Annotated in this window: 19 protein-coding genes; 10 read left to right on the top strand and 9 right to left on the bottom strand. The window is 31.2% G+C overall.

Annotated features, from left to right (window positions below; genetic code table 11):
* Nucleotides 1-41 precede the first annotated feature (41 nt).
* Complete coding sequence (locus tag CW733_RS04030) at nucleotides 42-1265, bottom strand: HD domain-containing protein (RefSeq protein WP_100995936.1); 1224 nt, start codon at nucleotides 1263-1265, stop codon at nucleotides 42-44.
* A gap of 39 nt (nucleotides 1266-1304) precedes the next feature.
* On the opposite strand from CW733_RS04030, the gene CW733_RS04025 reads away from it, so the two are divergent.
* From CW733_RS04025 to CW733_RS04005, 5 genes are all read left to right on the top strand, one after another.
* Nucleotides 1305-2858 (top strand): bifunctional response regulator/alkaline phosphatase family protein, encoded by a 1554-nt coding sequence (locus CW733_RS04025; protein WP_100995934.1) that lies wholly within the window; start codon nucleotides 1305-1307, stop codon nucleotides 2856-2858.
* Between the two features lie 185 nt (nucleotides 2859-3043).
* A complete protein-coding gene (gene tsaE / locus CW733_RS04020; RefSeq protein WP_100995932.1) occupies nucleotides 3044-3448 on the top strand; it encodes a tRNA (adenosine(37)-N6)-threonylcarbamoyltransferase complex ATPase subunit type 1 TsaE in 405 nt (134 codons plus the stop codon).
* Nucleotides 3449-3714: 266 nt separating this feature from the next.
* A complete protein-coding gene (locus tag CW733_RS04015; RefSeq protein WP_100995930.1) occupies nucleotides 3715-4257 on the top strand; it encodes a hypothetical protein in 543 nt (180 codons plus the stop codon).
* An 86-nt stretch (nucleotides 4258-4343) separates the two neighbouring features.
* Nucleotides 4344-5543: an alanine dehydrogenase gene (locus tag CW733_RS04010; protein ID WP_100995928.1), complete on the top strand. Its 1200-nt coding sequence runs from the start codon at nucleotides 4344-4346 to the stop codon at nucleotides 5541-5543.
* 109 nt (nucleotides 5544-5652) lie between these two features.
* Entirely contained in the window at nucleotides 5653-6027 is a 375-nt protein-coding gene (locus CW733_RS04005; RefSeq protein ID WP_100995926.1) for a DUF4258 domain-containing protein, read from the top strand.
* Here the strand turns inward: CW733_RS04005 and CW733_RS04000 are convergent.
* On the bottom strand, nucleotides 6024-7196 hold the full coding sequence (locus CW733_RS04000) for a proline dehydrogenase family protein (protein WP_100995924.1): 1173 nt from the start codon (nucleotides 7194-7196) through the stop codon (nucleotides 6024-6026). The genes CW733_RS04005 and CW733_RS04000 overlap by 4 nt on opposite strands.
* A 91-nt stretch (nucleotides 7197-7287) precedes the next feature.
* Here CW733_RS04000 and aroB point away from each other — a divergent pair, with 91 nt between their 5' ends.
* Both aroB and CW733_RS03990 read left to right on the top strand, forming a co-directional pair.
* The gene (aroB, locus tag CW733_RS03995) at nucleotides 7288-8355 is read left to right on the top strand and encodes a 3-dehydroquinate synthase (RefSeq protein WP_100995922.1); all 1068 of its coding nucleotides are present in this window, start codon (nucleotides 7288-7290) and stop codon (nucleotides 8353-8355) included.
* A gap of 87 nt (nucleotides 8356-8442) precedes the next feature.
* Nucleotides 8443-8733 (top strand): hypothetical protein, encoded by a 291-nt coding sequence (locus CW733_RS03990; protein ID WP_100995920.1) that lies wholly within the window; start codon nucleotides 8443-8445, stop codon nucleotides 8731-8733.
* A gap of 7 nt (nucleotides 8734-8740) precedes the next feature.
* Here CW733_RS03990 and CW733_RS03985 read toward each other — a convergent pair whose 3' ends face one another.
* From CW733_RS03985 to CW733_RS03975, 3 genes are all read right to left on the bottom strand, one after another.
* Nucleotides 8741-9262, bottom strand: coding sequence for a DinB family protein (locus CW733_RS03985; protein WP_100995918.1), 522 nt, complete (start codon nucleotides 9260-9262; stop codon nucleotides 8741-8743).
* A 76-nt stretch (nucleotides 9263-9338) separates the two neighbouring features.
* Nucleotides 9339-9818 (bottom strand): Lrp/AsnC family transcriptional regulator, encoded by a 480-nt coding sequence (locus tag CW733_RS03980; RefSeq protein ID WP_100995916.1) that lies wholly within the window; start codon nucleotides 9816-9818, stop codon nucleotides 9339-9341.
* Nucleotides 9819-9889: 71 nt separating this feature from the next.
* Nucleotides 9890-11032 (bottom strand): M14 family zinc carboxypeptidase, encoded by a 1143-nt coding sequence (locus CW733_RS03975; protein WP_100995914.1) that lies wholly within the window; start codon nucleotides 11030-11032, stop codon nucleotides 9890-9892.
* 314 nt (nucleotides 11033-11346) lie between these two features.
* Here CW733_RS03975 and CW733_RS03970 point away from each other — a divergent pair, with 314 nt between their 5' ends.
* The 3 genes from CW733_RS03970 to CW733_RS03960 all read left to right on the top strand — a co-directional run bounded on the left by CW733_RS03970 (nucleotide 11347) and on the right by CW733_RS03960 (nucleotide 13240).
* Nucleotides 11347-11763 (top strand): helix-turn-helix transcriptional regulator, encoded by a 417-nt coding sequence (locus CW733_RS03970; protein ID WP_100995912.1) that lies wholly within the window; start codon nucleotides 11347-11349, stop codon nucleotides 11761-11763.
* A gap of 300 nt (nucleotides 11764-12063) precedes the next feature.
* Nucleotides 12064-12441, top strand: coding sequence for a DNA topoisomerase IV (locus CW733_RS03965; protein WP_100995910.1), 378 nt, complete (start codon nucleotides 12064-12066; stop codon nucleotides 12439-12441).
* A gap of 4 nt (nucleotides 12442-12445) precedes the next feature.
* Nucleotides 12446-13240, top strand: coding sequence for a TerC family protein (locus CW733_RS03960; RefSeq protein ID WP_100995908.1), 795 nt, complete (start codon nucleotides 12446-12448; stop codon nucleotides 13238-13240).
* Between the two features lie 52 nt (nucleotides 13241-13292).
* Here the strand turns inward: CW733_RS03960 and CW733_RS03955 are convergent, their stop codons facing one another.
* The 4 genes from CW733_RS03955 to CW733_RS03945 all read right to left on the bottom strand — a co-directional run bounded on the left by CW733_RS03955 (nucleotide 13293) and on the right by CW733_RS03945 (nucleotide 19321).
* Nucleotides 13293-14405: a hypothetical protein gene (locus CW733_RS03955; protein ID WP_100995906.1), complete on the bottom strand. Its 1113-nt coding sequence runs from the start codon at nucleotides 14403-14405 to the stop codon at nucleotides 13293-13295.
* A gap of 60 nt (nucleotides 14406-14465) precedes the next feature.
* Nucleotides 14466-17192, bottom strand: a complete 2727-nt coding sequence (locus CW733_RS03950; protein ID WP_100995904.1) for a DNA gyrase/topoisomerase IV subunit A — start codon at nucleotides 17190-17192, stop codon at nucleotides 14466-14468.
* A gap of 73 nt (nucleotides 17193-17265) precedes the next feature.
* Nucleotides 17266-17442 (bottom strand): hypothetical protein, encoded by a 177-nt coding sequence (locus CW733_RS16400; RefSeq protein WP_157811534.1) that lies wholly within the window; start codon nucleotides 17440-17442, stop codon nucleotides 17266-17268.
* A 19-nt stretch (nucleotides 17443-17461) separates the two neighbouring features.
* Nucleotides 17462-19321, bottom strand: coding sequence for a DNA topoisomerase IV subunit B (locus CW733_RS03945; RefSeq protein WP_100995902.1), 1860 nt, complete (start codon nucleotides 19319-19321; stop codon nucleotides 17462-17464).
* Nucleotides 19322-19426: the final 105 nt, after the last annotated feature.

Below are 19426 nucleotides of genomic sequence, written 5' to 3'. Positions count from 1 at the left end.
TAAGATTGTTTAGAATGTTGTAGCAAAAAAAAGACTACAAACTAGTTTTTAGGATAACAGATATAATATTTAGTTACAGGTTTCGCGAGCGCTTTAAGATTTAATTGGTCGCTTGCTTTTACTATATCTTCTATCTTTCCGTTTTTGTGTAAAATATTTATACCTTGTTTTTTACGTGTATAGGCTTGATTCGATATTTTCCCTGTGAATACAAAATAGTCCGCTTCTGCTTCAGAAATTGAATGCTTTTCAATTAATTCATTTTTATGCTGAATTAATAACGATTCTTTAATCTCATTTTTCTTGATTTTAACTTTCAGTAAATCCCTGTTAATTATCATCTGGCAGAGGTTCTTCAACACAAAATCATCATGATATTGCCACTCTTTCATTGCTGAAACAATATCATAATCATCTAATTTAGAAAACGTTTCAAGGCTTTCGGTATTAAAATTATCAAGGGTTATTTCTTTATTTAAAAAATATTGAAGTGGTTTGCTAGCAGGTAATTTCTCGCCTTTTTTTGACAACTCTTTAGCTCGTTTTAGTACTCTAATTAACAGCTGCTCTGCAGTTAAGCTTGTTTTATGTAAATACACTTGCCAATACATTAAACGCCTAGCAACCAAGAACTTTTCTATGCTATAAATTCCTTTATCTTCAACAACTAATTTATCGTCCTTAACATTAAGCATCGTAATTAAACGCTCGCTATTAATGTTACCTTCAGCAACTCCTGTGTAAAAACTATCGCGCTTTAAATAATCTGCTCTATCCATATCTATTTGACTAGAAATAAGCTCGCACATAAACTGACGTGGATATTCTCCTTTAAATATTTGTATTGCCAACGTTAAATCGTTGTTAAATTCCGCATTCAATTTCTCCATAAAAAGCATAGAAATATGCTCGTGAGAAACACCGTTTACAATGCTATGTTCCATAGCGTGAGAGAATGGTCCATGACCAATATCGTGTAATAAAATAGCTATATATAGCGCGTTTTTTTCTTCTTCAGAAATCTTAACACCTTTAAAACGTAACACTTGCACAGCTTTCTGCATTAAATGCATGCAACCTATAGCGTGTTGAAAACGTGTATGATGAGCTCCTGGATAAACAAGATAACTCATTCCCATTTGAGTGATGCGACGAAGCCTCTGGAAATAACGATGTTCGATTAAATCGAAAATTAACGAATTAGGGATTGTAATAAAACCGTAAATTGGGTCGTTTAATATTTTAAGTTTGTTACTTTTCTGCAAGCTGATGATTTTTTTACTGATTTAGATAAACAAATATACATGGATAAAATAAAAATACTTTGGGTTGACGATGAAATCGATTTACTAAAACCACATATTATCTTTTTAGAGCAAAGAAACTACATTGTTACCAAATGTAATAGCGGTACAGAAGCGCTTGAAATTTTAGATGACGAAAAGTTTGATATTGTATTTTTAGACGAAAACATGCCTGGTTTAACAGGTTTAGAGACGCTTAACGAAATAAAAGAGAAACAAGACACACTTCCTGTGGTTATGATTACCAAAAGTGAGGAGGAATATATAATGGAAGACGCGATTGGTAATAAAATTGCAGATTACCTTATAAAACCAGTAAACCCAAATCAGATTTTACTTAGTTTAAAGAAAAATTTGGATCATTCGCGATTAATTTCAGAAAAAACAACCTCTAATTACCAACAAGAGTTTAGAAAAATTGCTATGGATATGGCAATGGTAAACACTTATGAAGAATGGGTTGCACTTTACCAAAAACTTATTTACTGGGAAATGCAATTGGAAGATATTGAAGATACTGGCATGTTCGAGATCTTAGAGTCGCAAAAAAATGAAGCTAACGTGTTATTTGGAAAATTTATTGACAAAAATTACCCAACTTGGTTTGAGCCTAATGTAGATGCACCTACTCTATCTTATAATTTATTTAAAGATAAAATAGTTCCAGAATTAAGCAAAGAACAGCCTACACTTTTAGTAGTTGTAGATAATTTACGTTACGACCAATGGAAAGCTTTCGAACCTTTTGTAACTAATCATTACAAAAAGAAAAGCGAAAGTGCATTTTTTAGCATCTTACCTACAGCTACCCAATATGCTAGAAATGCAATTTTTTCTGGACTCATGCCTAGTGATATGGAAAAATTACATCCTGAATTTTGGAAAAATGATATAGATGAAGGTGGTAAAAACATGCATGAAAACGATTTTCTTGAAGCACAAATGAAACGTTTAGGCTTGTCTAATTATAAGCATGAGTATTACAAGATAACTAATTTAAAGAATGGCAAAAAATTAGCAGACAACTTTAAGGGCACTAAAGACAACGATTTAACTGTTGTAGTTTACAACTTTGTAGACATGCTCTCGCACTCTAAAACAGAAATGGATGTTGTTAAAGAATTAGCCTCTAACGATAAAGCGTATCGTTCTTTAACACAAAGTTGGTTTAAAAACTCTCCGCTTTTAGAAATGATTCAACAAGCACAACAAATGGGCTTTAAATTAATTATTACTACAGATCATGGTACTATTAATGTAAAAAACCCTTCTAAAGTAGTTGGAGATCGTGATACTAGTTTAAACTTACGTTATAAAACAGGACGCAGTTTAAGTTATGAAAATAAAGATGTATTGGCTGCTAAAGACCCAAAATCGATACACTTACCTTCTATGTCGATGAATAGCTCTTTTATATTTGCTAAAAGTGATTTGTTTTTTGCATACCCTAATAATTACAATCATTATGTGAGTTATTATAGAAATACATACCAACATGGAGGTGTTTCTTTAGAAGAAATGATTATTCCTTTTGTAGTATTAGATCCAAAGTAATAACAAATACTTATATAAATAAGGAGTAACTGTGGTAATCTATCTAATTTCAATTTAGATAGATTACCACATTCTTTTTCTATATCACTTCTAACGGTAAAGAACTTGTTGTTGTTTTTAATTTCTATTTTTTTTTTATAACGCTTTAATTTTAGTTTTTTGAGATTTAGCTTTAATTTTGCAACATGCTAGAAATAGAATACACCTTAAAAGATATAGACAATGTTGCTAAACAAGTTTTAAAACATGCAACCACAAAGTATTTTCTTTTTAAAGCCGAAATGGGAGCTGGCAAAACCACTCTAATAAAAGCCTTAGTTAAAATTTTAGGTTGTAATGACACTGTTAGTAGTCCAACTTTTTCTTTAGTAAACGAATACCAGTCTAAAAATGAAACTATATATCATTTCGATCTCTATCGTGTAGAAGATGAAAGTGAACTTTACGATTTTGGTATTGAAGAGTATTTAAATTCCGGTGCTTATCTGTTTATAGAATGGCCAGAACTAGCTAAAGATTTAATTGAAACGTATAATTGTATTACAATTAGCGTGAAAAATGACACGTCTAGGATACTAAAAATGACTTAAAATTAAAATTATAACGTTTTTTTATCTCACTAAAAAGTGTATTTTTGACTCGATTACGGTTTTTACAGTAACCAAAAAAGCTTAAAACGTTGTTTTTAACAAAATTTTAACATTTGCCGCGAAATACAAGTAGAGATTTATTTAGATTTGAGTAATTAATTAATCTAAATCCCTATAAATTATGCAAAGTAAAAAGTATTTAATAGCATTAGCTATTTTCGGAGGTGTATTGTTCACCGCAAACGCGACAAACATTATTGACTTAAATGACCAAACAGAAACAGGAATTGAAAGGTGTAAAATCAAAAGACCTTCTCAAGAATAATAAGAATTTTTTATTAGGAAGTATTGTAGCTACTATACTCGCAGTATCTCCATATATATTTTATTCATATGAGGTTATCCCAGATACTAAAATTTGGGATAACTTTTTATTTACGTATAATAGTAATTACTATGAAAGCGCCTTAACTGCGTGGTGGACAATAATGGGAAAAGCTTTTCCTTTATTTTTACTTTTTATTTGGTTTTTTACTTGTCGTCATTGGTGGCATCATGTTTTATTGATTCCTATCACCATGTATATGTTTCAATTAGGAAATGTTCTTAATGATGATTTAACATATGTAGATAATTATCAATTCAAATACTTAATTCCTGTGATGGCAATAATTATCCCTTCGATATATTTAGTTAGAGCTAGAATTTTTAATAAGTTAAATACAGTTGATAAAACCACACAAGAACTTGAAGACGAATTAACATTTAAACCAAATACACTTTGGGGAAAAATAAAACAGTTTTTTTAGTCATATTTCATTAATACCACATAAAACACTTGTTAATTTACTATTTATTCGTAATTTAAATCTTTGAAAATAACGAATAGCAACACATGGCAAAACCCATTACTCCATTTTCTAAGGCGCAACTCTTACCACAAGAGGAAACTTTAGAAATTTCAAAGCAAAAAAGCTCACTATTTATTGGCATACCAAAGGAAACCGCTTTTCAAGAAAAGCGTGTTTGTCTAACACCAGATGCTGTTTCAGCTATTGTAAATAACGGCCATCGCGTGCTTGTAGAATCTGGCGCAGGAAAAGGTTCAAAATTTAGCGATAAAGATTACAGCGAAAATGGAGCAGAGATAACCAGTGATGTTGCAAAGGTATATGCTTGCCCAATGTTATTAAAAGTAGAACCTCCCACTCTGGAGGAATTGAAATTAATAAAACCAAAAACCATATTAATTTCTGCTTTACAGATAAAAACACAATCTAAAAAGTATTTCGAAACTTTAGCCAACAAACGTATTACTGCATTAGCTTTCGAGTTTATTCGAGATGAAGATGGTGCTTACCCAGCTGTTCGTGCATTAAGTGAGATTGCTGGAACCGCTTCAGTTTTAATTGCGTCAGAATTATTAAGCAATACAACCAATGGAAACGGATTAATGTTTGGAAACATTAGTGGTGTTCCGCCAATAGAAGTTGTTATTCTTGGTGCTGGGACCGTTGGAGAATTTGCTGCCAGAAGTGCTATTGGCTTAGGTGCAAATGTGAAGATTTTCGATAATTCTATAACCAAACTACGTTGCGTACAAACTAACTTAGGCAGAACACTTTACACGTCTACCATTCAACCTAAATATCTAAAAAAAGCATTAAAACGCTGTGATGTAGTTATTGGAGCCGTTCGAGGTAAAGATCGTTCACCTATAATTGTTACGGAAGATATGGTTGAGCAAATGAAAAAAGGAGCTGTTATTATCGATGTAAGTATAGATATGGGTGGCTGTTTTGAAACTAGCGACGTTACAACGCACAAGCACCCAGTATTCGAAAAACATGGTGTAATACATTATTGTGTTCCTAATATTCCTGCTCGTTATTCGCGAACAGCGTCTGCTTCTATAAGTAATATTTTTACACCTTATCTACTTAAAATTGGAGAGGATGGCGGCTTAGAACATTCACTAAGAATGGATCATGGGCTTAAAAACGGACTCTACTTCTATCATGGTATTTTAACCAATCGTGCTGTTGGCGAATGGTTTGACATGAGTTATAATGACATAAATCTCCTTATTTTTTAAATTCCATTTTATTAGGTTTTTCTCTATTTTAAACCAGTTTTATTCACGAATTTTGTTGAAATTAATGTTATCCTGAAACAGCTTCAGAATAACACAAAGAAATTTTTAGATGAGTTTACTTAAAAGATTTGGTTATTATTTTGGAGGTTTTGCTATAGGTCTAGTGCTTTTAGCCTTTTTTTTAAACGGAAAGAAAGCATCTTGTGATTATGGTCCAGATGCAAGAGTTTTAAAAAACATTAGAAACAAACCATTAGTTTATTCTGAAAAAGCTACAGTATTTATGTCTTCGAAAAAGATAGACACTACTAAAATTAACTATATCTTATTTAAAGGCGATATTAACTTCTCTAAAAGCGATACAAGAAAAAAACCATGTGGTATTTATTTTGTTGAAGGCAACATCGATGGTTTAGATACAGGTGTTTTAGTAGAAAATTGCGAAAAAACCGCAACTATATATTCTGTTGAATTTTTAGATTAATTTTTTCTACGCTTACGCTCTTTTTTTAGCAAACCTAGTTCTCTACTTGTTTGTCCAGCAACAGATGTATTCTCTTCAGCTCGACGAATTAAGTAAGGCATCACATCTTTTACAGGTCCAAAAGGCAAGTATTTTGCTACATTATAGCCGCTTTTAGCAAGATTGAAACTAATATGATCACTCATGCCATATAATTGGCCAAACCACACACGGTTGTCTTCTTTTGCAATACTTAAGGTTTCCATTAACTCTAAAGCCATATAAGTACTTTCTTCATTATGAGTACCAATAAATATAGAAATATCTTCAAGATTATCTAAAATATAGCGTTGGCAATTATTAAAATTATCATCTGTAGTTTTCTTGTCTGCACAAATTGGAGAATCGTATCCATTTTCTTTAGCTCTTTCGCGCTCTTTTTCCATATAAGCACCACGAACAATCTTAAAACCAAGTTTATACCCTTTTTCTTTAGCTCGCTTATGAGAGTCTTTTAAATAAGCGAACCTATCCCAACGATAGGTTTGTATTGTATTGTAAACAATAGGCACATCTTTATTATAAAGCTCCATCATTTCCTCGATTAAATCATCTGCAGCATCTTGCATCCAACTTTCTTCGCCATCAATTAACACTTCAACATCTTTAGATTTTGCTAAACCACAAAGCGTCTTGAAACGTCCAACAATTCTATTCCACTCTTCATTTTCTTCGGTAGTAAACTCTTTTCCTTCTCCTTTTTTCTGAAATAAAGCAAAACGACCTAAACCAGTTGGCTTAAAAACAACAATTGGCATCGCTTCTTTTTTATCTGAAAACTCAATAATTTTTGCTAAACGCGCAGTTGCATCATCAAATTGATTTTCTGATGCTTTACCTTCAACCGAATAATCTAAAACAGAACATACACCTACAGTAAACATTTTATCTATAGCTGGTAAGCAATCTTCCTCACTTACACCTCCACAAAAATGATCGAAAACAGTGGCTCTAATTAAACCTTCTACTGGCAACTTAGCGTTTAAAGCAAATCTTGTTGCTGCTGTACCAATACGAACCAATGGTTCGTTAGCAATCATTTTAAATAAAAAATAAGCGCGTTCTAATTGCGAATCACTTTTTAAAGAGAAAGCAACTTCTGTATTATCGAAGATATTTTTTGATATCATTTTTAAGAAAAATTATTTACACAAATATAAATTAACTAAGTCATATTTCTTTAAAAACTTCTTATTTTTACATCATATTAAAACACTTTTAATGACAACGATTACAACTCAAGATTATACTATTCATTTTAATAGCGAAGGCTACAAGGCACTAAATCAACATTTAAAAGCTTCAAATTATTCTAAAGTTTTTATTTTATGCGATACTAATACTAATATAGATTGCGTGCCCTTTTTTCTAGCAAATATTGATACAGATATTGCTTACGACATTTTAGAAATTGATCCAGGAGAGGAGTCTAAAAACCTTGACATTTGTTTAGGACTTTGGGAAGCCTTGTCTGAATATGGTGCAGATAGAAAAAGTCTTATTATTAATATTGGTGGCGGAGTTGTTACAGATTTGGGTGGTTTTGTAGCCTCAACTTTTAAACGAGGTATCGATTTTATAAACATCCCGACATCATTATTAGCAATGGTTGACGCCTCTATTGGCGGTAAAACAGGAATAGACTTAGGTACCTTAAAAAACCAAATTGGTGTTATTAATACTCCGGAACTAATTATTATTGACACTTCGTATTTAGAGACACTACCACAATTAGAAATGCGATCTGGCTTGGCCGAAATGTTAAAACACGGCTTAATTTACGATGAAAAATATTGGAACAAACTTAAGGATTTATCTCAATCTACAATAGATGATTTAGACAACTTAATATACGAGTCAATTATAATAAAGAAAACAATAGTTGAACAAGATCCAACAGAGCAAGGCTTGCGTAAGACTTTAAATTATGGTCACACCTTAGGTCACGCTATAGAGTCTTATTACATGGACAATGACGGTAAAGAACGCTTGTTACATGGCGAAGCTGTTGCTATTGGGATTATATTAGCTAATTATCTTTCGGTTAAATACTGTGGTTTTTCCGAAGAAAAAAGTAACTCCATTAAGAGCGTCATTAAAGCTGTTTATGGTCATGTTGAAATTAACGAGGCAGACTATTCACCTATTATCGAGCTATTAAAATACGATAAAAAAAACGAACATGGCAATATTAACTTTGTCTTATTAGAAGCTATAGGTAAACCAAAAACAGATTGCACAGTAGAAAATGAAGCCATACTAGAAGCTTTTAAATTTTACAAATCATAATATGATTTGTGAATAAAAATTTGTAATTTTATAACTAACAACCACGTTCTAAACTAAATGAAGCCTCTAACTTAAACCTTTATTGTTATGCGTAGAGTTATTGTAGATTACAAAAAGTTAACACCAGAAGTACTAACATTACTTACTCAAAAGTATCCTGATGGCTATGGAGACGATGATATTCTTATTTTCGACAACCATAGAAATGAAACCATTGAAGCTGTAGAAGTAAAAACAGAAGACATTATTTACCTAGTAAAAATAAGCAGTAAGCTACATTACACTATGGCAAATTTTGGAGACACAGACGATTTAGTCTTAAACGACGAAGGACACATTTTAATTAAAGAATCCTTTAGTAACGAGGAAGAAGAATAGCAGAAATTTACAAATAACGCTCTCTTATTATATCGCAATGGTGCTTTTCGTGCCCAGCAATTAAAAACCCTAATGCACGAACAGAAACCTCTCCTCCTCCTGCAATACCAGTTCTTTTTAATATTTCACTATCACTACCAAACGTTTTATAAAGCGCTATTGAAGCTTGCCTTACCAAGGTATATTCTTCTAATAAATCTTCTATAGCTCTATTATTCGCAGCACTTTCTAAAGCATAGTCGTTTTCATCAAAACCAGCAACAGGAGTTTTGTCTTTTCTCGCAAAACGCAATGCTCTGTAAGCAAAAATACGTTCAGAGTCTATTAAGTGGCTTACTACCTCTTTAATAGTCCATTTATTAGCCTCATAACGGTACTCTAACTTCTCTACAGGAATAGACTTTAAGAAACTAGTCGTTTTTTTTAACCCAGCTTCCAAACCTTCCAAAAGTATTAAATCGCTAATTTTATTGATATACGGTTGAAAATATGGTAAATACTCACTTTTATTTAAATCTGCTGCTTTCATTTTTTTAAAATTTTATTCATAAAAAAAGTCCTCCAGCAAGATAGCCAAAGGACTTTAATATATAATAGTTTTGTTTCTATAAAGAATTAAAAATATCGTGCATTAAACGTTTTTTATCGTTTATACTCTCTTCTAGAGAAATCATTGTTTCTGTTCTATAAACACCTTCGATTGCATCAAGCGTAAAAATCACATCTTTAGCGTGCTCAGTATTTCTTGCTCTAATTTTACAAAAAACATTAAACTTCCCTGTAGTAACGTGAGCTACAGTAACAAAAGGAATTTCGTTAATACGCTCTAAAACAAATGTTGTTTCCGATGTGTTTTTAAGAAAAACACCAACGTAGGCTATAAATGAATATCCTAGTTTTTTATAATCTAATGTAAGTGAAGAACCTTTAATAATTCCAGCGTCCTCCATTTTCTTTACTCTAACATGAACAGTTCCTGCAGATATTAATAGTTTTTTTGCGATATCTGTAAAAGGAACTCTTGTATTATCGATCAACATATCAAGAATTTGGTGATCTATTTCGTCTAATTTAAATTTTGCCATTTCGTCTGTTTTCTTAAATAAAAATCAAAAATAATACATTTTTACTGAATTATCTTCATCAAAAATACAGATTAATCAAATTTTAATGAAAATTTTACATTATTTATAATCACGAAATCGTTTTCGCTACCTATTGTTAGAGGATTACTTTTAACGTCTAACACCACATTATCACTAGCATTCAAATGGTTATGTGCAAAAAAAGGACTAAGATTACCTGTTTTTTCTATTTTTGGAATGAAATGTAATTTTTCACCTATTAATCTTTCTTGATACTGAATAGCGATGTCTAATCGTTTATTATCATGAATTGCATCTTTTATTATTACATCAAAAAACAGCTTTTTGTTTTGCGGAATTGATATATAATCTTGATAGTCCTCTAAATCAATAACTTCTTCTGTAATCGTTTTTAAAGCAACTATATAAGACTGAAAAACATAGCGCCTTACCTCTTCTCTATCATAATCGTTAGCACAATGGCCAGCTTCAAACAAAACAGTAGGCACATTTAAGCTCTGGAAAGCGTCTCCAACGCAGTTAACATTAAAGGCATCATCGTATGTTCCAACTTGGTTTGGAATCTCCTTTTGCAGCATTGCATTCATTTTAACTATAATAGACATAGCCACCTTTCTATTATCAGTAATTGTACAGTCTTTATCTTGAGCAGGTGATAAAAAAGACAAGCTTGCCGAATTATTAGTTTTCCCTACACTAAATATAGTTCGCTGACCATGTAAATTGAAGCAATAATGCGGTTTAAAGCTATTAAAGACACTTTTTAACACCTTACTTTCTGGTTGTGTTAGAGTTTGTGCATCTCTATTTAAATCGACTGCATTAGCATTTAATCGCGTGTATGCTTTTGCTCCATCTGGATTTAAAATAGGAATTACTACTATCGTACAAGCTTTTAAAATAGATTTAGCAAGACTGTTTTCCAGAAAAAAGTTAAGTAAATCGAAAATAGCCTTAGTGGTCGTCGATTCGTTTCCATGCATTTGAGACCACATTAATATCTTTTTTTTACCAGTCCCTATAGTTATAGAATAAATATTTTCTTCTAAAACCGACTGTCCAATAACGGTAATTTTAAAACTATTAGCATGCTTCTCTAAAAGAGGAGTTATATGTTTTGTGTGAATATATCGCCCAAAAAGAGCCTTCTCTTTATGTGTATTAAATATAGTCTTTAACGCTTTCTCTTGCATATAGGTTTTGTTTATGTTACAAATGTAAACAATATCTGTTTTACATTTGTAACCAATGATTGTTACAAATGTAATTTACAAGTGTAACCAATAGTTTAAAAAATCACATGCAGTTGGTATCCATTTTAACAAAATCATACTTCTGTTTTTGTTTTAAATAATAAATATTTCAATTTCAGAGATTTAAATTGTTAATGTTAAAGTAATTATTTAAAAAATACACTCGTATTAATATGCCTAAAATTATAATTACACTGTTAAATACACAAATGTAAACACTCTGTTTCTTTTATATTGTTTACATTTGTACAACAATGATAAACAACGAAGAATTTACTAAAAGACTTAAAAAAGTTATAGATTACTATGGTGAAAGCGCGTCTTCTTTTGCCGAAAAAATTAGTGTGCAACGCTCAAGTATTTCGCATATACTTTCTGGTAGAAATAAACCAAGTTTGGAATTTGTATTAAAAGTACTCTCCTCTTTTCCGGAAGTAGAATTGTATTGGTTGATGAATGGAAAAGGAAATTTTCCTTCTGATAAAAATGAAGAACAAAAAGTAGAACAAAAACCAAAACCTGAAAATGAAGATTTATTTTCAGAATCTCAAACTAAAAAAAATCCAACTGAAATTTCTGAAGTAAAACAAATTACTTCAAATTCTAAAAAAGAAATTGATCGCATTATTATTTTCTACAAAGATGGTAGTTTCTCAAATTTTGAGAATTAAGAATTATTTTTTTATAACACATAATTTTCTTAAAAACCAAATTCCACTTTTCTAATAGAAACCTTTTTTTTCTTCACTCTAATTTTATTTTCAAAATCATACAGATTAAAAACAACAAACTCAATTATAGTAAAAATCTATCGTTTTACGATTTTATATAAATATTTTTTGTTTTTTTAGAATTTCACGAATTACAAACAAAGCTTCGGAAAAATTTAAATACGCGATTCTAAGAGAATCAAAAAAAAGCCCTTTTTTAATCTATTCATTTTGTAATTTTGTTAAAAGCAAATTATTAAAATGAAACACTTACTCTTCCTATTTATTCTTATTGTTAGTTGCCAACAACCAGAACGAAATTGTACTGATTATAAAACAGGTTCTTTTGAATTTAATTACAATGATAATGGCGTCGAAAAAACGGGACACATATTAAGGACAGAAAAGCTCCAAATAGAAACTTACGATAATAAAATAGATTCATCCGAAGTAAGATGGATTAACGATTGCGAAGTGGTATTTAAAACCATCAACCCAAAACGTATGGCTGATAAAAATGATATTCATTTAAAAATTCTAAGCACTACAGATTCTGGTTATACTTTTGAATATTCTTATGTTGGAAAATCTGAAAAGCAAAAAGGCACTGTTACAAAAACTAAATTAATTAAAGACTAAATATATGCTTGACTTTCTTCTAACTTCAGATGCTATTTTTGCTTTATTAACTTTAACCTTTCTTGAAATTATTCTTGGTATAGATAATATTGTATTTATTTCTATTGCTGCAAATAAACTACCAGAAGAGCAACGTGGAAAAGTAACAAACATAGGATTACTGTTTGCGATGGTACAACGTATAATTTTACTATTTTTTGTATCGTTTTTAGTTGGCTTATCTAAACCTTTTAAAATAATTGAAACGAACTGGTTTCACCTTGAAATTAGCTGGCAAGCATTGATACTGTTTTGTGGTGGTTTATTTTTAATTTATAAATCTACTTCAGAAATAAGAGAAAAAGTAGAAACACCAAAACATGATGAAAACGAAGTAAAAGGAAAAGTGATAAAGTCTTTTCAGCAAGCTATTGTACAAATACTAATTATTGATTTTATTTTTTCTATTGATTCTATTTTAACTGCTGTTGGAATGACTAACGGGTTATCCGACAACCAAGACCATAACTTAATTTTAATGATAATTGCTGTGGTTATCTCCATTGCAATAATGATTGGCTTTGCAAACAAGATTAGACGCTTTATAGACGAAAACCCAAGTATTCAAATATTAGGCTTATCGTTTTTAATATTAATTGGCTTTATGCTTCTTACAGAAGCTGCCCACTTATCTCATACAGAATTTTTTGGAAACACTGTTGGAGCAATACCTAAAGGCTATTTATATTTTGCAATTGCCTTTTCTTTATTGGTAGAGTTTTTGAATCAGAAAGTTAGTAAAACGAAAGAAGACAATTAAAACTATTTTAATTGTCTTCTTTCTTCCTATTTATATAGCGTGCTTAGTAGCTTTAAATAATTTCTTTAACCTCTGTGCTTTCAGCTAATTTAGCATTGCTTGAATAATAAAGCTCTTTGGCTACGTTATTAATAGCTTCAACTTTAACTGCTTTCCATTTATCAAAATCGTTTTCATATTCCGAATTAAAAATTGTTTTAGATAAATCACCAATTAATATGTAGTTAGCATAATTATGAGAATAGTTTCTATCTTTATTAGAAGCACTGTTTAAAAACTCAAACAATTTGCTGTACATCGTTTCTTCTGTTAAATACATAAGCTCAACAAGTTTAGCTCTATATTCTAAGTCCGCAGTACTTAAATTTGGATAATCATTTAGGTCTGTAAAATGTAATGTTTCGTGTTTTAAATAAGAAATATTAAATTCTTCTGTACCTAAAGCATAGGCTGTCTTATTACAATACAATGTTGCCTTTTCCTCTATTGCCCAACCACCAACGTTTGATGAGCCATAAGTTACAAAGTTATCGAAATCTTCTAAATGAAAACTATTAATAAAAACAACAGTAGTGTTTATAGTGTCTTTTGGTAAAACCACAGTGTATTCCTTTTTAGTAATATCATTCCAAATAAGCAATTCATCAATACCATTTCTAGCAAGAAACCTATATTCAAAATCATCTTTTCTTAGCAAACTTGCAATTTCATCTATAATAAAATCAGGATCGCTTAAACTGTCTTTAGGATGTGTCGTTAATTTATTAGTATTGAGATAATTGCCTAATTTTTTATATAGTTTTTCACTACTTCTATCTTTTAAGTTTTCTTTTAAAAACTCGTCTGCATAATAATTACGATAAATTTTTGAAAGACCGTTAACCATTGTATTATCAGACGTGTTTTTAAAAACTTCGTCTTTATCTATAAATCTAGAATACATTTCACCTTTCCATTTATTATAAACTAAACTTACTATAGGATTAGTGAAATTATTAGGTTTTTTTAATTCGTTAAATATTGTTTTGGAATCTGCATTTAAAGCTAATGTTTTTATACGAATTAGCTCTTGTTTGTCTTTTTCGAAATTATAGCATCCGTAAAAAAATAATGCAGTAATAATTGCTACTACTATTAATAGTCGCTTTTTGGTTTTAGTTTTCATTGATTGATTGGTTTGATTGACTTATTATATAAGACAACAAAACTTGGAAAATGTTACATTTTAAAACAATGAAGTTTGATCCTTTTCTTCTTGATCATCTTTTTTCTTTTGTATAGCCCTTTCTAAAGCCTTTTTAGCTTTGTCTTCTTTGTTTTTAAATTCTCTTGTAGGCTTTTCAATGTCAACAACAGGAACATCTATTGGCAAAGTATCCTCTACCACAACGGCATCAACAACGTTAATTTCTTCAACAGGAATTTCCTCCGGAGCTTCGTATGGCAAAGACTCTAACAAATTAACCTGGTTTACCTTATATTTCGTTAATTGGTTTCCTAAAGCAGTAATTCCTTTAACCGAAATAAAGTCTTCAATATTAACCGCTTCGTCTTCTCTTCTATCTTTACCTCTTTCTTTGGCAAATACAATTTCTGCCATAGGTTTCCAATCTGTAGATACAATTTCTAATTGCGACTTTTCGTGCTCTGTAATAAAACTCTCTTCTCTGCCTTCATGTTCAATTACAAAACGCTTAACGTAATATTTCTCTTTTTCGCCATCGAAATAAATAGCCGAAATTGGTTTCTTCGGAATCCACTTTTCCATAACAATCATATCATCATCAAAATGAAGCGTCACTTCTGGAGTTACTGTTTTTACCATACCTTTTTGGTTGATAGTTAACAGCATATCTTCGCCTTTAAATTCACCTACTAATTCTCCTCTACCATCAACATTTAAACGTTGCACAGTATCATCGAACCATATTTTACGTGGTTTTAATGTTGAAATTCCTTTCTCCTTTAATTCTATAGATTTAATTGGATATTTAGTAACCACATTACCTTTTGAAGCACGGCCTTTAATTAAAATATCTGTAAAATCGACATCCCATTTTAATTTTTTCACACTACCAACTTGACGCAGAGAAATCGAAATAACTTCTGCTTCTCCATTAGGGTTTGCAGAGAAATACCATAATTTAGAACTTTTTGTTCCATTTGTTAAATCGTATTCCTTATCTCTAGTAATTGAGGTAACTGCAAAACGCTTTATATAAGACGCACCTTTACTTCCATCTCGATAAATTAGGTTATAAATAGTACGCTTGTCTTTCTTTTTAAATATTGCGACGTGAATAATATCTTTACCAATAAAGGTTTTAGAATCCACTTTAGTAACCATCATTTTTCCGTCTCCTGTAAATGCAATAATATCATCAATATCACTACAATCACCAACATACTCATCTTTACGCAAAGAAGTACCAATAAAACCTTCTTCTCTATTAACGTAAAGTTTCGTGTTTCTAATAATAACTTTGGTAGCATCTACATCTCCAAACGTACGGATTTCCGTTTTACGCTCTCTACCTTCTCCATATTCCTTTTTTAACCTAGTAAAGTATGCAATTGCATAATCTATAAGATTTGCAAGATGATGCTTTACCTCTGCTATTTGCTCTTCTAAAGCATCAATTTTTTGTTGTGCTTTGTCAATATCGAATTTTGAAATACGCTTGATTCGAATTTCAGTTAAACGTGTAATATCTTCTACAGTTATTGCGCGTTTTAAATGTTTTATATGTGGCTGAAGCCCTTTATCGATAGCAGTAATTACACCATCCCAAGTTTCTTCTTCTTCAATATCACGATAGATTCTATTTTCTATAAAAATACGTTCTAAACTTGCAAAATGCCATTGCTCTTCAAACTCTCCTAATTTAATTTCAAGTTCTTGTTTTAAGAGTTGGACTGTGTTATCTGTACTTCTACGAAGCATTTCGGTAACACCAACAAATAACGGCTTGTTATCTTCAATAACACAACCTAAAGGTGAAATTGAACTTTCACAACTTGTGAAAGCAAATAAGGCATCTATAGTTTTATCTGGTGATAAACCAGATGGTAATTGAATTAATATTTCTACGTTAGCAGCTGTATTGTCTTCAATCTTTTTAATCTTAATCTTTCCTTTATCATTGGCTTTTAATATAGAATCGATAAGTGATGATGTTGTGGTACCAAAAGGAATTTCGGTAATTACCAACGTGTTTTTATCGGTTTGAGAAATCTTAGCACGAACACGTACTTTTCCGCCTCTTAAACCATCATTATAATTTGAAAAATCTGCAACACCAGCCGTTGGGAAATCTGGAAGAATAGTAAAACGCTTGCCTTGTAAATGTTTTATTGAAGCGTCAATCAATTCAATAAAATTGTGTGGTAATATTTTAGTCGATAAACCTACTGCAATTCCTTCTCCTCCTTGCGCTAATAATAACGGAAACATTACAGGTAAATTGGTAGGCTCTTTACGTCTACCATCGTAACTCTGCTGCCACTCTGTAATTTTAGGATTAAAAACAACATCTAATCCAAATTTAGAAATTCGTGCTTCAATATAACGTGAAGCTGCTGCTCTATCTCCTGTTAATATATTTCCCCAGTTTCCTTGTGTATCTATTAGTAAATCTTTTTGGCCAATTTGAACCATAGCATCTGCAATACTCGCATCTCCATGTGGATGATACTGCATGGTGTGACCTACAATGTTTGCTACTTTGTTGTAACGACCATCGTCAAGATCCTTCATAGAATGCATGATACGACGTTGCACAGGCTTAAAACCATCCTCAATAGCTGGCACTGCACGTTCTAAAATTACATACGAAGCATAATCAAGAAACCACTCTTTATACATTCCAGTAATTCTGGTAATGGTTTCTTGTGGTTCTTGGTTTTCTTCGTTAGTTAAGTTTTCTAAATCGTCGTTTTGGTCTTCTGTCATATTTCTCTATTCCTACATAAGTAGAACTTTATTCTTTTTTGTGAATTCCGTATCAAATACGAAATGACAAACGTTATTTATCTTTTAATGTAGTTTTATAATCGTATACATTTTTAGCTAAACCTAATACCGAAATTAATACTGCTACATAATACATTGTATTAGTTTTAACCTGTAAGTCGTTTGTATATATTTTATAAACCCAATAACATATTAGCGCAATCCAACCTACTATTTTAAATATCTTCATTTGATTATAAATGGTTCTTTTATTTTTCCTCCTCAATTAAATCAACCTCAACCTTCAAATTATTTATAATAAATTCTTGTCGTGTTGGTGTATTTTTTCCCATATAGAAAGATAATAATTCATCTATAGACATATTATCGTCTAACATTACTGGATCTAAACGAATATCGTCGCCAATAAAATGCACAAATTCGTCTGGCGAAATCTCACCAAGTCCTTTAAATCGGGTAATTTCTGGTTTTGGTTTTAATTCTTCTAATGCGTTTCTTTTTTCTTCATCAGAATAGCAATAAATTGTTTTCTTCTTGTTACGCACTCTAAACAAAGGTGTTTGTAAAATATACAAATGTCCTTCTTTTATTACTTCTGGAAAAAACTGAAGAAAAAATGTAATCAATAACAAACGAATATGCATACCATCGACATCTGCATCTGTTGCTATTACTACGTTATTGTAACGCAAATCGGCAAGAGATTCTTCTATATTAAGTGCAGCTTGCAATAAGTTAAATTCTTCGTTTTCGTAAACAATTTTCTTTGTTAATCCATAACAGTTAAGCGGCTTTCCTTTTAAACTAAAAACAGCTTGTGTATTTACATCTCGAGATTTGGTAATACTACCAGATGCGGAATCTCCCTCTGTGATAAAAAGCGTCGACTCTAAATTTCTAGGATTTTTTGCATCACCAAAGTGCACACGACAATCGCGTAACTTCTTATTGTGTAAATTAGATTTTTTAGCTCTGTCTTTGGCTAATTTTCTAATACCAGATAATTCTTTACGCTCGCGTTCTGCTTGCATAATTTTACGCTGAATTTTCTCTGCTGTATCTGTATTCTTGTGTAAATAATTATCTAGTTGTGTTTTTAAAAAGTCGTTTATATAAGTTCTAACGGTTGGCAACTCGCCTCCCATATCTGTAGAACCTAACTTTGTTTTTGTCTGACTTTCGAAAATAGGCTCCATTACTTTTATTGCAATGGCTGATACAATAGATTTTCTAATATCTGATGCATCGTATTGCTTCCCAAAGAAATCACGAATGGTTTTAACAATGGCTTCTCTAAAAGCTATTAAGTGTGTTCCTCCTTGTGTTGTGTTTTGTCCGTTTACAAAACTGTTATACTCTTCGCTATATTGTGTTTTACTGTGTGTTAATGCAACTTCTATATCATCACCACGAAGATGAATAATTGGATAGAGCAAATCTGATTCTGCTATTTTTTCAGATAATAAATCTTTTAAACCGTTTTCACTGAAATATTTTTCGCCATTAAAAACTATAGTTAAACCTGGATTTAGGTATACATAGTTTTTTAGCATTTTCACTATGTACTCTGGTCTGTATTTATAATTTTTGAAGATAACTTCATCTGGAACGAAAGATACTTTTGTTCCTTTTCTTCTACTCGATTCTTCTAAAAGCTCTTGATCTATAAGGTTACCTTGCTCGAAATCTGCAGAGGCACTTCTACCATCTCGAGAAGATTCTACTCTAAAGTAAGATGATAATGCGTTTACTGCCTTTGTACCAACACCGTTTAATCCTACCGATTTTTTAAAGGCTTTAGAATCGTACTTTCCACCAGTATTCATTTTAGACACTACATCTACAACTTTTCCAAGTGGAATACCTCGACCGTAATCGCGAACAATCACTTTTGTACCTTGAACAGAAATCTCAATGGTTTTACCTGCTCCCATTACAAACTCATCTATAGAGTTGTCTAACACTTCTTTAAGTAGAATATAAATACCATCGTCTGGCGAAGAACCATCACCTAATTTACCAATATACATTCCTGGACGCATACGAATGTGTTCTTTCCAGTCGAGCGAGCGTATATTATCTTCGGTATATTTAGTTTCTTCAGCCATAGAATTGAGAGCGAAATTAAGATCGAACTGCTAATATAATGTAACGCTTTAAAAAATGAAACACTGCGTCGATAAAGTAATTAACAATAAAAAGCCAATGTTGTT

The organism is Lacinutrix sp. Bg11-31, assembly GCF_002831665.1.
Taxonomy (GTDB): domain Bacteria; phylum Bacteroidota; class Bacteroidia; order Flavobacteriales; family Flavobacteriaceae; genus Lacinutrix.
This window is presented reverse-complemented; position numbering and strand designations above follow the sequence as displayed.

What these genes read in the sequence shown, in the direction of transcription:
- CW733_RS04025 (WP_100995934.1), top strand. Translation starts at nt 1,305, where the DNA reads ATGGATAAAATAAAAATACTTTGGGTTGACGATGAAATCGATTTACTA.
- tsaE (WP_100995932.1), top strand. Translation starts at nt 3,044, where the DNA reads ATGCTAGAAATAGAATACACCTTAAAAGATATAGACAATGTTGCTAAA.
- CW733_RS04015 (WP_100995930.1), top strand. Translation starts at nt 3,715, where the DNA reads ATGACCAAACAGAAACAGGAATTGAAAGGTGTAAAATCAAAAGACCTT.
- CW733_RS04010 (WP_100995928.1), top strand. Translation starts at nt 4,344, where the DNA reads ATGGCAAAACCCATTACTCCATTTTCTAAGGCGCAACTCTTACCACAA.
- CW733_RS04005 (WP_100995926.1), top strand. Translation starts at nt 5,653, where the DNA reads ATGAGTTTACTTAAAAGATTTGGTTATTATTTTGGAGGTTTTGCTATA.
- CW733_RS04000 (WP_100995924.1), bottom strand. Translation starts at nt 7,196, where the DNA reads ATGATATCAAAAAATATCTTCGATAATACAGAAGTTGCTTTCTCTTTA.
- aroB (WP_100995922.1), top strand. Translation starts at nt 7,288, where the DNA reads ATGACAACGATTACAACTCAAGATTATACTATTCATTTTAATAGCGAA.
- CW733_RS03990 (WP_100995920.1), top strand. Translation starts at nt 8,443, where the DNA reads ATGCGTAGAGTTATTGTAGATTACAAAAAGTTAACACCAGAAGTACTA.
- CW733_RS03985 (WP_100995918.1), bottom strand. Translation starts at nt 9,262, where the DNA reads ATGAAAGCAGCAGATTTAAATAAAAGTGAGTATTTACCATATTTTCAA.
- CW733_RS03980 (WP_100995916.1), bottom strand. Translation starts at nt 9,818, where the DNA reads ATGGCAAAATTTAAATTAGACGAAATAGATCACCAAATTCTTGATATG.
- CW733_RS03975 (WP_100995914.1), bottom strand. Translation starts at nt 11,032, where the DNA reads ATGCAAGAGAAAGCGTTAAAGACTATATTTAATACACATAAAGAGAAG.
- CW733_RS03970 (WP_100995912.1), top strand. Translation starts at nt 11,347, where the DNA reads ATGATAAACAACGAAGAATTTACTAAAAGACTTAAAAAAGTTATAGAT.
- CW733_RS03965 (WP_100995910.1), top strand. Translation starts at nt 12,064, where the DNA reads ATGAAACACTTACTCTTCCTATTTATTCTTATTGTTAGTTGCCAACAA.
- CW733_RS03960 (WP_100995908.1), top strand. Translation starts at nt 12,446, where the DNA reads ATGCTTGACTTTCTTCTAACTTCAGATGCTATTTTTGCTTTATTAACT.
- CW733_RS03955 (WP_100995906.1), bottom strand. Translation starts at nt 14,405, where the DNA reads ATGAAAACTAAAACCAAAAAGCGACTATTAATAGTAGTAGCAATTATT.
- CW733_RS03950 (WP_100995904.1), bottom strand. Translation starts at nt 17,192, where the DNA reads ATGACAGAAGACCAAAACGACGATTTAGAAAACTTAACTAACGAAGAA.
- CW733_RS16400 (WP_157811534.1), bottom strand. Translation starts at nt 17,442, where the DNA reads ATGAAGATATTTAAAATAGTAGGTTGGATTGCGCTAATATGTTATTGG.
- CW733_RS03945 (WP_100995902.1), bottom strand. Translation starts at nt 19,321, where the DNA reads ATGGCTGAAGAAACTAAATATACCGAAGATAATATACGCTCGCTCGAC.